This window comes from Acidovorax sp. (assembly GCF_021287135.1).
GTDB lineage: Bacteria > Pseudomonadota > Gammaproteobacteria > Burkholderiales > Burkholderiaceae_C > Acidovorax.
Window position 1 is genome coordinate 1 of the sequence record NZ_JAJTBB010000035.1, and the last position, 15230, is coordinate 15230.

General features: G+C 68.1%; 10 protein-coding genes. 4 read left to right on the plus strand and 6 right to left on the minus strand.

Annotation, left to right across the window (positions count from 1 at the left end; all coding sequences use genetic code 11):
* Window positions 1–194 precede the first annotated feature (194 nt).
* Both LWW96_RS09030 and LWW96_RS09035 read right to left on the minus strand, forming a co-directional pair.
* Entirely contained in the window at window positions 195–554 is a 360-nt protein-coding gene (locus LWW96_RS09030) for an FKBP-type peptidyl-prolyl cis-trans isomerase (protein WP_291486136.1), read from the minus strand.
* Window positions 555–689: 135 nt separating this feature from the next.
* On the minus strand, window positions 690–998 hold the full coding sequence (locus LWW96_RS09035) for a winged helix-turn-helix transcriptional regulator (RefSeq protein ID WP_291486138.1): 309 nt from the start codon (window positions 996–998) through the stop codon (window positions 690–692).
* A gap of 396 nt (window positions 999–1394) precedes the next feature.
* Here LWW96_RS09035 and LWW96_RS09040 point away from each other — a divergent pair, with 396 nt between their 5' ends.
* Complete coding sequence (locus LWW96_RS09040) at window positions 1395–2609, plus strand: CaiB/BaiF CoA-transferase family protein (protein WP_291486141.1); 1215 nt, start codon at window positions 1395–1397, stop codon at window positions 2607–2609.
* A 152-nt stretch (window positions 2610–2761) separates the two neighbouring features.
* Here the strand turns inward: LWW96_RS09040 and LWW96_RS09045 are convergent, their stop codons facing one another.
* The 4 genes from LWW96_RS09045 to dnaG form a co-directional block, all read right to left on the minus strand.
* Window positions 2762–4357, minus strand: coding sequence for a methyl-accepting chemotaxis protein (locus LWW96_RS09045; protein WP_291486142.1), 1596 nt, complete (start codon window positions 4355–4357; stop codon window positions 2762–2764).
* Window positions 4358–4415: 58 nt separating this feature from the next.
* A complete protein-coding gene (locus LWW96_RS09050) occupies window positions 4416–5447 on the minus strand; it encodes a tripartite tricarboxylate transporter substrate-binding protein (protein ID WP_291486144.1) in 1032 nt (343 codons plus the stop codon).
* 270 nt (window positions 5448–5717) lie between these two features.
* On the minus strand, window positions 5718–8105 hold the full coding sequence (rpoD, locus tag LWW96_RS09055; protein WP_291486146.1) for an RNA polymerase sigma factor RpoD: 2388 nt from the start codon (window positions 8103–8105) through the stop codon (window positions 5718–5720).
* Between the two features lie 265 nt (window positions 8106–8370).
* Window positions 8371–10389 carry a DNA primase gene (gene dnaG / locus LWW96_RS09060; RefSeq protein ID WP_291486147.1) on the minus strand — a complete coding sequence of 673 codons (2019 nt, stop codon included), beginning with the start codon at window positions 10387–10389 and terminating at the stop codon, window positions 8371–8373.
* 59 nt (window positions 10390–10448) lie between these two features.
* Here dnaG and LWW96_RS09065 point away from each other — a divergent pair, with 59 nt between their 5' ends.
* From LWW96_RS09065 to LWW96_RS09075, 3 genes are all read left to right on the plus strand, one after another.
* Window positions 10449–11543 (plus strand): extracellular solute-binding protein, encoded by a 1095-nt coding sequence (locus tag LWW96_RS09065; RefSeq protein ID WP_291486149.1) that lies wholly within the window; start codon window positions 10449–10451, stop codon window positions 11541–11543.
* A 74-nt stretch (window positions 11544–11617) separates the two neighbouring features.
* On the plus strand, window positions 11618–13288 hold the full coding sequence (locus LWW96_RS09070) for a diguanylate cyclase (protein WP_291486151.1): 1671 nt from the start codon (window positions 11618–11620) through the stop codon (window positions 13286–13288).
* A 53-nt stretch (window positions 13289–13341) separates the two neighbouring features.
* Window positions 13342–14988: an acyl-CoA synthetase gene (locus LWW96_RS09075; RefSeq protein WP_291486152.1), complete on the plus strand. Its 1647-nt coding sequence runs from the start codon at window positions 13342–13344 to the stop codon at window positions 14986–14988.
* Window positions 14989–15230 lie beyond the last annotated feature (242 nt).

Consider the following 15230-nt stretch of genomic DNA (forward strand, 5'->3'; position numbering starts at 1 on the left):
AGGTCCAGCCAGCCTGTATTCTTATGCATGCAGCGGTGCTCTGAAGTTTGATGATTGGTCGCACAACCATCTTGCTTGAGATGTCACCGCTGTTTTTTTGCCTCTGGGGTGGCTTACCCCGCTAATCCGTGAAGAACCAAAGAAAAGGCGGCCGAAAGGGCCGCCTGGTTGCCAGTCTGGGGCGCGCCCCCAGGTCAGCGGCCGACTTTCAGCAGTTCCACATCGAACTTCAGCGTGGCGTTGGGCGGGATGACGCCGCCCGCGCCGCGCGCGCCGTAGCCCAGGGCTGCGGGGATGATCAGAGTGCGCTGGCCGCCCACCTTCATCCCTTGCACGCCTTCGTCCCAACCCTTGATGACCATGCCGGCACCCAGCGCGAACTGGAACGGATCGTTGCGGTCGCGGCTGGAGTCGAACTTGGCTCCCTGCTCACCGTTGTTGTAGAGCCAGCCGGTGTAGTGCACCGACACGTTCTGGCCCTTGGTGGCCTCTGCGCCTTCGCCCACGGTGGTGTCTTCGTACTGCAGGCCGGACGGGGTGGTGGTCAGTGCCATGAAAATGCTCCTCGATTGCTATTAAAAATATAGCTTCTAGCGCTGTTGCGGTGAGCGGTAGAAGCTATTGGAGGCGAAATTCTAGCGGCCGTGCCGCGGGGCAGGGGCTGCGCCAGCGCGGTAGGCGCGGACGGCTCAGGGCTTTTTGGCGCGGCCGGCCACCCAGCGGGTGGCGAACGCCTGTACGTCCGACAGGCGCTTGAGCAGGTCGGCGCCCGACGGCGTGACCGTGTAGCCGTCACTGCCATGGTCCACGAAGCCGGCCTCGCGCAGTTCCTTGATGCGGGTGTTGAGCGTGTTGGGGGTGATGCCGCCCACGCTGTCCTGCAACAGGCGGAACGTCTGGGGATGGCCGTCCTTCAGCGCCCACAGCACGCGCAGCGCATAACGGCATTCAAGGCGCTCGAACAACTGGTTGATGGCGGCATTTTCTTTGGAGCTCATGGACGCTTCTCCTCGCGCAAGTGTTGGATCGGTTCGATTCAGTCAGGTCGGGCGGGCGCGGTCCGGGCCCGCCGATGCGCTGCGACTATAGCGCGGAACCTGTTTTGCTACAAGTTTAGTAGCTCAGAACGTACACCACGTATGCGCTAGCCCCGGAAAAACGCCCGGCGGTACAGAAACTGTTGCAATCCGGCCACGGTTCCCGGGAGCGGTCGACGCAACGGGCTTCGGGGCTTGCCGCCGCGCCCCCAGCGCGTGGAACCACCGGCCACTGCTGCGGGGGATGCCCTGCGTGGCAGCCCGCCGCAGGCCGGGGTGCCGCAAAATGCCACACCCATGGCGCTGCGCGCGGCAGCGACTTCCGGACCTTCTTTCTCTTCACCAGACGCTCTGACCATGCACGACACACCCGCAGCTCCTTCCACCGCCCGCCTGCCGCTTGAAGGCCTGCGGGTGGTGGAGTTCACCCACATGGTCATGGGCCCCACCTGCGGCATGGTGCTGGCCGATCTGGGGGCGGAAGTCATCAAGGTCGAGCCCGTGGATGGCGACCGCACGCGCCACCTGCTGGGCGCCGGGGCGGGGTTTTTCCCCATGTTCAACCGCAACAAGAAGAGCATCGCCATCGACCTGCGCAGCCCGCAGGGGCTCACGGTGGCGCGCAAGCTCGCGGCCTCGGCCGACGTGGTGGCGCAGAACTTCAAGCCCGGCGTGATGGCCAAGTACGGCCTGGACTACGCCGCGCTGAGCCAGGCCAACCCGCGCCTCATCTATGTGAACCACACCGGCTTTCTGCCCGGCCCGTATGAGCACCGCACCGCGCTCGATGAAGTGGTGCAGATGATGGGCGGCCTGGCCTACATGACCGGCCGCCCCGGCGACCCGCTGCGCGCGGGCAGCAGCGTGAACGACATCATGGGCGGCATGTTCGGCGCCATTGGCGCCATGGCCGCGCTGATGCAGCGCGGCATCACCGGGCGCGGGCAGGAGGTGGACTCGGCCCTGTTCGAGAACAACGTCTTCCTGGTCGGCCAGCACATGATGCAGTACGCCGTCACCGGCAAGCCCGCCGCGCCCATGCCCGACCGCATCTCGTCCTGGGCCGTGTACGACGTGTTCAGCGTGAAGGACGGCGGGCAGATCTTTCTGGCCGCCGTGAGCGACGCGCAGTGGCAAACCTTCTGCGATGCCATGGGCTATGCCGACCTGAAGGCGGATGCCCGCCTGGCCACCAACAACGACCGCGTGCGCGCCCGCCCCACGCTGATGCCCGTGCTGCGCGAGCGCCTGGCGCAGCACACGGCCGATGAGCTGGCGGCCGTCTTCGAGCGCCACGGCCTGCCGTTTGCTCCCATCCGCCGGCCCGAGGAGCTGTTTGACGACCCGCACCTGCAGGCCACGGGCGGCCTGGCGGACATCACGCTGCCCGACGGCGAGCGTGCCGGCCAGTCGGCCCAGGTCACGCTGATGCCGCTGCGCATGGCCGGCAAGCGGCTGGATGTGCGCAGCGATCCGCCCCGCCTGGGCCAGCACACGGCCGAGCTGCTGCAGGGCCTGGGCTACACGGCCGATGACGTGGCCGCGCTGCAGGCTGCCGGGGCCATCGCTTGACGGCTGTTGGACGGCGGCGAGGGCAGGCGGCGCGAGCCCCTGGTGCCGGGCGCATGCCGGGGTGCGCTGCGCTCACCCGACCTGCGGTTTGAAGTGTTTTAGGGCTCTAGCGCTTATCTGGCAAGCGCTGGCAGCTACTATTTTGATAGCAATCATCCCGCCCGCGGTGGCGGCAGCGCTGCCTGCCCGGCAGATGGATGCTGCTGTTGCCGCAGCCGGAACACCGCTACCGCCTCCACCAGCTGGCGGGCCTGACCGCTCAGGCTGCCGGCCGCGGCGGCGCTTTCCTCCACCAGCGCGGCATTCTGCTGGGTGGCTTCGTCCATGCGGACGATGGCCTGCGTCACCCGCAGCATGTCCTGGGTCTGGGCGGCGCTGGCTTGGCTGATGTCTTGCATCAGCGCGCTCACGCCCTGGATGGAATCCACCACCTCGGCCATGGTGGCGCCTGCGCTGCCCGCCAGGTCGGAGCCGGCCTGCACGCGCTCCACGCTGGTCTGGATCAGGGCCTTGATCTCGCGCGCGGCGCTGGCGCTGCGGGTGGCCAGGCTGCGCACCTCGCTGGCCACCACCGCAAACCCGCGGCCCTGCTCGCCGGCCCGCGCGGCCTCCACGGCGGCGTTCAGCGCCAGGATGTTGGTCTGAAAGGCGATGCCGTCGATCACGCCAATGATGTCGGCAATGCGGCGCGAGCTTTCCTGAATGCCCTGCACCACGTCCACCATCTGCGTCACCACCTCGCCGCCGCGTCGGGCCACCGCCGTGCCGTTGCGGGCCAGCTCGCTCGCGCGCTGCGCGTTGGCTGCGTTTTGCTGCACGGTGGACTGCAGCTGCTGCATGGACGACGTGGTCTCGTCCAGCGACGAAGCCTGCTGCTCGGTGCGTGCGCTCAGGTCGGCATTGCCCTGGGCGATCTCGGCGCTGGCGTTGGCCACACCCTCGGCGTTGCTGCGCACGCCGGCCACCACGGCCTCCAGGTTGTCCTGCATGGCGCGCAGGGCCTCCAGCAGCCGTGCGGGCTCGTCGCGCCCCTCGGCGTGGATTGCGGTGGTCAGGTCGCCCGCCGCCACCTTGTGCGCGAGCGACACCGCCACCCCCAGCGGGCGCACCACCGAGCGGGTCAGCAGCCAGCCCGCGCACACGCCCAGGGCCGTGACCAGGGCCAGTGCCGCCAGGCTGCTCACGAGCGCGCCGCGCGCCTCTTGCGCCGCGGCCTGTGCAATGGCGGCACTGCTGGCGGCCACCTGCTGGCTGAGCGCGGTCAGCAGCTGGGCCGGGCCCTGGTCGATGTCGGCCACATCGGCATCGCCGGCCGAAGGCACGAAGCCCAGCGACTGGAACACCTCGAACCCCTTGCGGTAGCCCTGCGCCATCTGGGTGTGCGCCTGCGTGAACTTCTGCAGCGCGGCCTTTTCCTGCGCGTCGGTCAGCTGGGGCTCCAGCGCGCGGGCGGCGTCGGCCACGCGCTTTTCACTGGCCTGGAAGGCGGCCCAATGCAGCTCGCGCTTGCGCGAATCCTCGCCGCGCAGCAGCGTGTTCTTCCATTCCAGCACCTGGGACTTGAAGTCGTTTTCCATGCGGCTCACGGCGCGCTCCTGCGCCATGCGCTCCTGCACGGTGGTCTCGTAGGTGCCCACGGCCCGGTACAGCGCCGCGATGCCGAACAGTGCGGCGCCCAGCAGCAGCGCCAGCACCAGGCCCAGCGCCGTGGCCATGCGCACGCCAATGGAGTGGTCGGACATCTTCATCGGCGGCTCCCTCCAGTCGTTGTGCAACAAAGCCCAGGCGGGGCAGGGGCCCGCCGCTTCAGGGCTTGAGCTTGAGCAGGTACACCATGACGCGCGCCGTGGTGAGGTCCAGTTCCATGAACTCTGACAAATCCTTGCCCGCGAGCCAAGAGGGTTCCCACCGATTCTGCTTGAGCGTGCGCTGCCAGGACTCGTGCCCAGTGGCGGCTTCCACAGCTGCCAGCATCTCGGCGGCGCGTGCGGCCGGCACGCCCTTGCCCGTGAACACGCCGCGCCAGTTGGCCATGGTGGCGTCCAGCCCCTGTTCGCGGAAGGCCGGCAGGCCAAACGCGCTGCGCCGGGCCGACACGCCAATGGGCCGCAGCTTGCCCGCCGCGATGGCGTCGCTGAACTCGCTGTAGCCCGACAGGCCCACGGCCGCGTTGCCGGCCACCAGGGCGTCCACCACTTCGGTGCCGCTGGCAAACGGCTTGTAGGCCAGGTCTTCCGGATTGGCCTTGCACGCGCGGGCCAGCACGCCCGCAAAGATGTGGTCCACCCCGCCGGCCGAACCGCCGGCCACCGGCAGCGTGCGCAGGTGGGTGCGCATCGCATCGGCCAGGTCTTTGGTGGTCTTGAGGGGCGAGTTGGCCGCCACGGCCGCCACCAGGTAGTCGCTGGTCAGCCGGGCCAGCGGCTGGATGTGCGACATGTCCACGGCGGGCTTTTGCAGGGCCACCGCGCCCACCATGACCATGCCGCCCATCAGCAACGTGTTGGCGTCGTTGCCGTACTTCTCGGCATATTTGGCGAGGCCGATGGTGCCGCCCTTGCCGCCGATGTTCTCGTAGTCAATCTGGTCCGCCGCGCCCACGGCCACCAGGGCCGCGCCCAGCGCGCGGCCCGTCTGGTCCCACCCGCCGCCCGGGTTGGCGGGGATCACGATGCGCAGCGTGCCGGCCAGCTTGCCGGCCTTGGCGTGGGGCTGCGCGCCCCGCGCCGCCGCGCCGGCGGCCTGTGCCCATGTGGGCAGGGTGGCAGATGCGCCCAGCGTGGCCACAGCAGTGGCGGCGGCGCGGGCGAGGAGCTGGCGGCGGTGCAAGAAGGTCATACGGTGTCTCGCAAAAGGTGGGCGGATCGTGGAGCGGGCGCAGAAGGCGCTGGGCCGGCCCCGGCCCCGGCCTTGCAGAGGGCCGCGTGGCGCTGCAGTCTCTCTCCGCAGTGTGCAATGGTTACGTTACAAACTGTCAATTTGCTGTCGATGGCGTCGGGGTAAACGCGGGGCGCCTGGCCCGCGCGGCACCCACAAAAAAGCCCTGCGCCGCAGAGCGGGGCAGGGCCGTGGTGGGCAGGCCGCTGGCGGCCTGGCGCAGGGTGTGGTTTACAGCGAGTCGATGAAGCTGCGCAGCTTGTCCGAGCGCGAGGGGTGCTTGAGCTTGCGCAGCGCCTTGGCTTCTATTTGGCGGATGCGCTCGCGCGTCACGTCAAACTGCTTGCCCACTTCTTCCAGCGTGTGGTCGCTGGTCATCTCGATGCCGAAGCGCATGCGCAGCACCTTGGCTTCGCGCGGCGTGAGGCCGTCCAGGATGTCCTTGACCACGTCGCGCAGGCCGGCCTGCATGGCGGCTTCGATAGGGGCGGTGTTGGCACCGTCCTCGATGAAGTCGCCCAGGTGGCTGTCGTCGTCGTCCCCGATGGGCGTTTCCATGGAGATTGGCTCCTTGGCGATCTTCATGATCTTGCGGATCTTGTCCTCAGGGATCTCCATCTTGGCCGCCAGGATGGACGCATCGGGCTCAAAGCCAAACTCTTGCAAGTGCTGGCGGCTGATGCGGTTCATCTTGTTGATCGTCTCGATCATGTGCACCGGAATCCGGATGGTGCGCGCCTGGTCGGCGATCGAGCGGGTGATGGCCTGGCGGATCCACCACGTGGCATACGTCGAGAACTTGTAGCCGCGGCGGTATTCGAACTTGTCCACCGCCTTCATCAGGCCGATGTTGCCTTCCTGGATCAGGTCCAGGAACTGCAGGCCGCGGTTGGTGTACTTCTTGGCGATGGAGATCACCAGGCGCAGGTTGGCCTCGATCATCTCCTTCTTCGCGTCGCGCGAGGTGGCCTCGCCCTCGTTCATGCGCTTGTTGATGTCCTTGAGCTCGGACAGCGGCACCACCACGCGCGCCTGCAGGTCCATCAGCTTTTGCTGCAGTTCCTGGATGGGCGGGATGTTGCGCGCCATCACCGTGCTCCACGGCTTGCCGGCGGCGGCCTGCTTTTCCACCCACTTCAGGTTCAGCAGGTTGGGCGGGAACTCCTTGATGAAGGTTTCCTGCGGCATGCCGCACTTGTCCACGATGATGCGGCGCAGCTCGCGCTCCTTCTTGCGCACATCGTCCACCTGGCCGCGCACCATGTCGCATAGCTTCTCGATGGTCTTGGCGGTGAAGCGGATGGTCATCAGCTCGGCCGACAGGGCATGCTGGGCCTTGACGTAGGCGGGCGTGCCGTAGCCTTCCTTGTCGTAGACCTTGTGCACCTTCTCGAACAGCTCGCGCAGCTTGTCAAAGCGCTCCAGCGCCTGCTTCTTGAGTTCTTCGAGCTTCTTGGTCAGCGCCTTGGAGCCGCCCTTGCCGTCGTCATCGTCGGCCTCGTCGAACTCGTCGAAGTCTTCCTCGGCCACGTAGTCGTCGGCCTCGTTGGGGTTGGAGAAGCCGTCCACGATGGTGGAGATGACCACCTTGCCTTCGCGGATTTCCTCGCCCATGTTCAGGATTTCGGCAATGGTGGCGGGCGATGCGCTGATCGCCTCCATCATGGCCTGCAGGCCGCCTTCGATGCGCTTGGCGATCTCGATTTCGCCTTCGCGCGTGAGCAGTTCCACCGTGCCCATTTCGCGCATGTACATGCGCACGGGGTCGGTGGTGCGGCCGAATTCCGAGTCCACGGTGGACAGGGCGGCTTCCGCGGCTTCTTCGGCTTCCTCTTCGCTGGCGCCCGTGGGGGCGTTGTCGGTGATGATCAGCGCCTCGGCATCGGGGGTCTGTTCATACACCGCCACGCCCAGGTCGTTCAGCGTGGTGATGACGGCTTCCAGCGTTTCGGCATCGACCAGCTTGTCGGGCAGGTGGTCGTTGATTTCCACGTGCGTGAGGTAGCCGCGCGTCTTGCCCAGCTTGATCAGGGCCTTCAGGCGCGAGCGGCGCTTGGCCAGGTCTTCCTCGGACAGGACGGTCTCGTCCAGGCCGAATTCCTTCATCAAGGCCCGCTCCTTGGCCTTGCTGATCTTCATGCGCAGGGGCTTGACCTTTTCCACCGTGGCGGCAGCCTCGGGCACCTCTTCAACCTCGCCTTCCAGGTCGGCTTCGATGTCGGACAGGTCGGTGTCGTCGCCTTCTTCGCTGGCGGCAGCGGCCTTGGGCTTGCGGCCCCGCTTGGCGGGGGCCTTGCCTTCCGCGGCGGTGGCGGCCTTGGCGGGGCGGCCGGGGCGTTTCTTGGGGGCTTCTTCGGCGTCGGCTTCGGCGGCAGCGGCCGGCGCGGCCTTGGCGCGGGTGGGCTTCTTCTTCAGCAACTCATCGGCAGCTTTGATCAGCTCGGCAGTACTTTTTGCGGACACGGTCTTCACTTTCTTGGCAGCCGGTGCAGGGGCTGCAGCCGCCGCCTTTTTGGCGGGAGCGGCTTTGGCCGGTGCTTTGGCAGCGGTTTTGGAGGCAGCCTTGGCGGCGGCGCCGGGAGCAGACTTGAGTGGCTTCGCGGACTTTTGAGCGGGCATGGGCAACCTCAGGTTCAAAAACGGACACAAAGAAAACGCAAGCGCCACAGGTTCCCGGCGCGGGTGACAACGCGAAAATGCAAGGTTTTCGCGCTTTGAGGGAGGCCCTCAGGGGCAAGATGTCTGGGCGATCATTTGGTGTGCAGTCCTTGCGATAAGTGGGCCCATCAGCGCATAGATACGCTGTTTCGCGGTGGCCCGGCTCGGAGGTGCTGCTGTCGCTCTTGCCGCTAACTAACCTTACATTATAGCGCCTTGGCGAATTTCAAGCGGCCTTGGCGGCCACGCCCAGAAGAACCTTGCGCTTTTGCTCCAGCGCGCGGTAGCGCTCCAAAGCCGTCGGGTCCTGGGCGGCCTGGAGCATCAGCAGCTTTTGCTGTTCCTCGATGTCTTCGATCTGCATGCGGTTGAGCAGATCGCGCAGTTCTGCGCGCAGCTCGTGCAGGTCGCCCTCGGTTTGCGCGTGCGAGCCCGTCATCACCTTCACTGCCAGCGCTTCGCACTCGTGGTCGCGCAGGCTTTCGCGCAGCACCGCCCAGGGTAGCGGGCCGTGTTCGTGGAACTGCGCTTCCAGCCAGCTGAACAGCGGGCCGTGCGGCGACGGCCGGGCGCACAGGGCGCTGTGGTCGTCGTGGGTCAGCTCCTCCAGAAATCCCATGTGCGACAGCAGCAGCCGCGCCGCGTGGTCGGTGCGGCTGGCCGTCGGGGTGCGCGGCAGGCGAGGCTGGGGCGGCCAGGGCGCGTCCTTGTCCCGCCGTTTCCAGCTGCCTTTCCAGTCGCCCGACTTGCGAAATGGCGGCTTGCCGCCATAGCTGCTTCCCCCGTATCCGCCCCCGGCGGGTTCGCCCTGCGCTGCCCAGTGGGGGGCGGCATCGGGCGGGTTTTCCCAGGGCGGTGCTTCCTGCTCATGGGCGGGGGCGGCGTGCCGGGCCGATGCGCTGCCATGGCCGGCCGGTGGCGCCGCGCGGGGGGCTTCGTGGCTGTTGGCCTGCCCCCACAGGTCCGACAGGTCCTGCGCTGGCAGCTGGGTCAGGTCCGCCAGCTCGCCCAGCACCTGCCGCTTGAGCACCCCGTCCGGCAGGGCTGTCCACAGCGGCCGGGCGTGCGCAGCCATCAGGGCGCGGCCTTCGGCGGTGGTCAGGTCGCAACCGTCGCTGGCAGCGTCCACCAGGAAGCGGCTCAGCGGCACGGCCTCGGCCACGGCGCGGGCGAAGGCGTCGGTCCCCTGCTCGCGGATGAAGCTGTCGGGGTCGTGCTCGGCCGGCAGGAAGAGGAACTTGATGCTGCGCGTGTCGCTGGCGTGGGGCAGGGCGCCTTCCAGCGCCTTGCGCGCCGCGCGGCGGCCGGCGGCGTCGCCGTCAAAGCTGAACACCACCGCGTCGGTAAAGCGCAGCAGCTTGTGCACATGCTCGGGCGTGCAGGCCGTGCCCAGCGTGGCCACGGCGTTCGGAAACCCGAGCTGCGCCAGCGCCACCACGTCCATGTAGCCCTCGGCCACCAGCGCGTAGCCGTGCTCGCGGATGGCGGTGCGGGCCTCGAACAGCCCGTATAGCTCGCGCCCCTTGTGGAACACCGGGGTTTCGGGGGAGTTGAGGTATTTGGGCTTCTCGTCGCCCAGCACACGCCCGCCAAAGCCGATGCACTCGCCCTTGACGTTGCGGATGGGGAACATCACCCGGTCGCGGAACCGGTCGTAGCGCTTGTCCTGCCCGTCTTCGCCCACGATGACCAGGCCGCTTTCTTCCAGCAGCGGGTCGTCGTAGCTGGGGAACACGCTGGCCAGGCTGCGCCAGCCCTCCGGCGCATAGCCCAGCCCGTAGCGCTTGGCGATGGCGCCCGAGACGCCCCGGCCCTTGAAGTAGCCGATGGCCCTCTGGGATGTGCGCAGGTGGCGCTGGTAGGCGGCGGCGGCTTTCTCCAGCACGTCGGTCAGGGTGGCCTGCTTCTGCCGCGCGGCCGCGGCGCGCTCGCGCTCGTGGGGCGACACGTCGTCGTCCGGCACCTGCAGGCCCACCTGCTGGGCCAGGTCCTGCACGGCCTCCACAAAGCCCATGCCCGCGTGGTCCATCAGGAAGCCGATCGCATTGCCGTTCTTGCCGCAGCCGAAGCAGTGGTAGAACTGCTTGGACGGACTGACGCTGAACGACGGCGACTTCTCGCCATGGAAGGGGCACAGCCCCATGAAATTGGCCCCGCCCTTCTTGAGCTGCACGTAGCGGCCCACCACCTCCACCACATCCACGCGGGCAAGCAGTTCCTGAATGAAAGACTGTGGGATGGTCACCTGCCTATTGTCCGCGTAAACTGTTTGTTACCAGATATTTCAGACGCGGAGCTTTCGGCATGGCGGTCACGGCGCAACGGCAGGCGGCAGGCGGTGCCAGCACCGGGGGCCGGCCTGGGCTGCGGCGGCGCGACGTGGCGGGCTTGGCGCTGGCGGGGGCCTGGCTGCCGGCGGCGCGGGCAGCCCCAGTGCTGCGGGTGTTGTCCTGGCCGGGCTATGCCGACCCGGATGTCGTCGCCCGGTTCGAGCGGCGCCACAACGCCCGGGTGGAAATCACCACGGTGTCGTCCGACGACGTGCTGCGGGCCCGGGTGGCCAGCCCGCAGGATGGAGGGTTTGACCTGGTGGCCGCCAACACGGCGGAGATCGCCCGGCTGGCCGGCCAGCAGCTGCTGGCACCGTTGCCTCTCCAGCAGATTCCCAACACGCAGCGGCAGCTGCCGCGCTTTCAGAACCTGGGCTCGATCGCCGGCCTCACCGCAGGCGATCAGGTGTACGGCATGCCCTATACGTACTCCGAGATGGGGCTCATCTACGACCGGCAGCAGTTTGCCGCCGCGCCCCGGTCCATCGGCGTGCTGTGGGAGCCGCGCTGGCAGGGGCGGGTGCTGGCGTTTGACGGCAGCAGCCATGCGTTCTCCCTGGCGGCGATGCGCCGGGGCATGCCGCCCTTTCACATCCAGGACGCGCAGTTTGCAGACCTGGCGCGCGACCTGGTCGCGCTGCGCCGCAATGTGCGCGCGTTCTACAGCCTGCCCGAAGAATCGCTGGAGCTGTTTCGCAAGCACCACATCGCCGTGATGCACGCCAACTACGGGCAGCAGCAGCTCAAGCAGCTGCGGGACGCCGGGCTGGATGTGGGCTACGTGGTGCCGCGCGAGGGGGCGCTGGCCTGGCTGGACTGCTGGGCCATCACCCGCCGGTGCACACAGCTGCCGCTGGCCGCCGCGTGGATCAACTTCATGCTGGACCCCGGGGTGAGCCGCGGGCTCACGCAGCGCCAGGGCTTGGCCAACACGCTCGACGAGCCGCCCGCGCTGTCCGACGACGCACCCATGGGCGCCATCGTGTGGCTGGAGCCGGTGGAGGACGAGGCGCTCCGGGCCCAGCTGTGGCAGCGCATTTTGTCGGGCGACCGGCCGTCCAGGTTCTGACGCATGGCCCGCCTGCTCGCGCCAACCCCGGGGCCGTGCCGCTGCGCCGCGCCCGCGCGGGGCGGAGGACGCTGATGCGGCAACGCGTTCCCTGGGGCATTGCGCAGCGCCTGGCAGTGCTGCTCGCGTCGTTCAGCGTGCTGGCGGCCTTGCTGGCGGGGTACTACAGCTTTGACTCGAGCCGGGCCCGGCTGCAGGGGCGCGCGGAGCAGGCGCTGCTGGCCACCACACAGGTGCTGGCGCGGCACATGCAGGCGGGGTTTTCCACCGTGGCGCGGGACACGGCGTTTCTGGCCAGCGTGGCGGCCATCGAGCAGGACCGGGAGGCGCTGGCCGAGGTGTTCCGGGCCAGCCTGCGCAACCACCCAAGTTACTTGCAGGTGCGGCTCATCGGCGTGCAGGACTATGGCCTGGAGCGGGTCCGCATGGACCGGGAGGGCGGTGCCCCCGTGCGCGCTCCCGAGGAGGCTCTGCAGGAGAAATCCCACTTTCCCTTCTTCTTTGAAACTCTGGCGCTGGGGCAGGATGAGGTCTACGTGTCGGAGTTCGGCATCAACCACGAGGGCGGCGAGCAGCACGCGGTGCAGCCCGTGTTCAGCATGGCATCTCCCGTCGTGCGGGGCGGCCAGGTGCGCGGTGTGGTGGTGGTGCGCGTGGCGGCGCAGCAGTTCTTGCGCAATTTCAATGCCGCGCTGCCCGCGTCGTACGGTTTCTTCCTCAGCAACCGCTGGGGGGATTTTCTGGTGCACCCGGACCCCGCCCAGGCGTTCGGTTTTGACCGCGGGCAGCGCATCCTGATCCAGGACAGCTACCCCCCGGTGGCGGCGCTTGTCCAGGGGCAGGCGGAACAGGTGGTGCTCAGCCAGGCCGCCGAGAACGGGGACGAACCCCGCGTTTTCTCTTTCGTGCGCATGCCCTACGGGCGCGAAGGCGAGGGGCGTTTTCTGGTGGTCGGGCTGTCGCAGCCGCTGGCGGCCGTGCAGGGCGAAGTGGCCAACCTGGGGCGCAGCATCCTGAAGATCCTGCTGGTGCTGTGCACCGTGGGGGTGGTGCTGGCCGCGGCGGTGTCGCGGCTGGTGACGCAGCCGCTCAAGGCCATGGTCCGGGCCACGCAGGCGCTGCCGCAGGGGCGGCCCCACGGTGCGCTGCCCGTGCACCGCGCCGACGAGGTGGGCGAACTGGCGCGCAGCTTTGACGAAATGGAGCAGCAGATTCGCCGGCAGATGGCGGAACTCAACGCCAGCCGCGACGCCATGGCACATCTGGCGCACCACGATGGGCTCACGGGCCTGCCCAACCGGCGCATGTTCGAGCAGCGGCTGGTGCAGGCGCTGGAGCTGTCGCGCCGCAGCGGGCGCAGCTGTGCGCTGCTGTTCGTGGACCTGGACGACTTCAAGTCCATCAATGACCACAGCGGCCATGCGGTGGGCGATCTGGTGCTGCAGGCCGTGGCCCGCACCATCGTCGGCGCCGTGCGCCAGTCCGACACCGTGGCGCGCCTGGCCGGCGACGAGTTCACCGTGCTGTGCGAGAACGTGGACTCCGAGGAGGCTGCGCTGCAGGTGGCCGCCAAGCTGGAGCAGGCGTTCGATGCCCCCCAGTGGATCAACGGAGCGCCGCTGCCGGTGCGCGTGAGCATCGGGATGAGCCTGTTCCCGCGCGACGCACAGGATGCGCAAACGCTGCTGGCCAGCGCCGACGCGGCGATGTACCGTGTCAAGCAGCTGCGCCGCCGAAGGGTTTGAGTCAGCCTGGCGCGGTAGGCTGCGTCTTTGTCCTGTTCAATGTGCCTGTGACCATGACCTCTATCTACGACCAAGATCTGCCCCGCACCGAAGCCAACTTTGCCCCCCTGTCGCCCCTGTCGTTCATCGAACGCACGGCCGAGGTCTACCCCGACCGCCTGGCCATCGTGCATGGCACGTTGCGCCAGACCTGGGCCCAGACCTACGCGCGCTGCCGCCAGCTGGCCAGCGCGCTCACCCGCGCAGGCATCGGCAAGAACGACACCGTGGCCGTGATGCTGCCCAACACCCCGCCCATGGTCGAGGCGCACTTTGGCGTGCCCATGGCCGGCGCGGTGCTCAACACGCTCAACACCCGGCTGGACCCGGAGGCGATTGCCTTCATGCTGGACCACGGCGAGGCCAAGGCCGTGATCGTGGACCCGGAGTTCACCGGCACCCTGGCCAAGGCGCTGGCCCTGCGCACCGCCACCACACCCATCCGTGTGATCGAGGTGCAGGACGCGCTCTACGGCCCCGCCGCCCAAAGCCTGGGCGGCACCGACTACGAGGCCTTCCTGGCCAGCGGCGACGCCGCCTTTGCCTGGAGCCTGCCCGCTGACGAGTGGGACGCCATTGCGCTCAACTACACCAGTGGCACCACCGGCAACCCCAAGGGCGTGGTCTACCACCACCGCGGCGCCGCCACCAACGCCATCAGCAACGTGCTGGAGTGGGACATGCCCAAGCACGCCGTCTACCTGTGGACGCTGCCCATGTTTCACTGCAACGGCTGGTGCTTCCCCTGGACCCTTGCCGCGCGTGCGGGCGTCAACGTCTGCCTGCGGCGCGTGGAGGCGCAGGCCATCTTCGACGCCATCCGCAGCCAGGGCGTCACGCACTACTGCGGCGCGCCCATCGTGCACGGCCTGCTGGTCAACGCGCCCGAGGCGATGAAGACGGGCATCCCCGCCGGCGTCAAAGCCATGGTGGCTGGCGCCGCGCCCCCGGCGTCGATGATCGAAGGCATGGAGAAGATGGGCTTTGACCTGACCCACGTCTACGGGCTGACCGAGGTGTACGGCCCGGCCACGGTGTGCGCCAAGCACCCTGCGTGGGACCAGCTCGACATTGGCGAGCGTGCGCGCCTCAACGCGCGCCAGGGCGTGCGCTACCACCTGGAGCGCGACGTGCGCGTGCTCGACCCCGAGACGATGCAAGCCGTGCCGCACGACGGCGAGACCATGGGCGAGATCATGTTCCGCGGCAACATCGCCATGAAGGGCTACCTGAAGAACCCCAAGGCCACCGACGAAGCGTTTGCGGGCGGCTGGTTCCACAGCGGCGACCTGGCCGTGCAGTACCCCGACGGCTACATCAAGATCAAGGACCGCAGCAAGGACATCATCATCTCGGGCGGCGAAAACATCTCCTCCATCGAGGTCGAAGACGTGCTCTACCGCCACCCCGACGTGTTGGCCGCCGCCGTGGTGGCCAAGCCCGACCCCAAGTGGGGCGAGACGCCTTGCGCGTTTGTGGAGCTGAAGGCCGGTGCGCAGACCACGCCCGAAGACATCGTGGCGCACTGCAAGAAGCACCTGGCGGGCTTCAAGGTGCCGCGCGCCGTGGTGTTTGGCGAGCTGCCCAAGACCAGCACCGGCAAGATCCAGAAGTTCGAGCTGCGCAAGCAGGCCGGGTCGGCAGCGGCCATCAACGTCTGAGAAGGCGTGACGCGCCTCGTGGAGGGGGGCAGCGCGGTGGGTGGCTATTTGCTATGTAATTAATAGCTGCTTGCGCATATTCCACTAGCGCATCCGCCGCTTTTGGCTTGAAAACCGGGGCCAGGGGCTCCTGGGTGCCCCGGCGGCGCTGCCTGGGCTGGGTGTCAGCGCCCTTCGTCCACCGCCTCCCGCCAGTCCCGCGCTGACATCCCCAGCTTTTGCGCAAACACGCGCGACAGCGC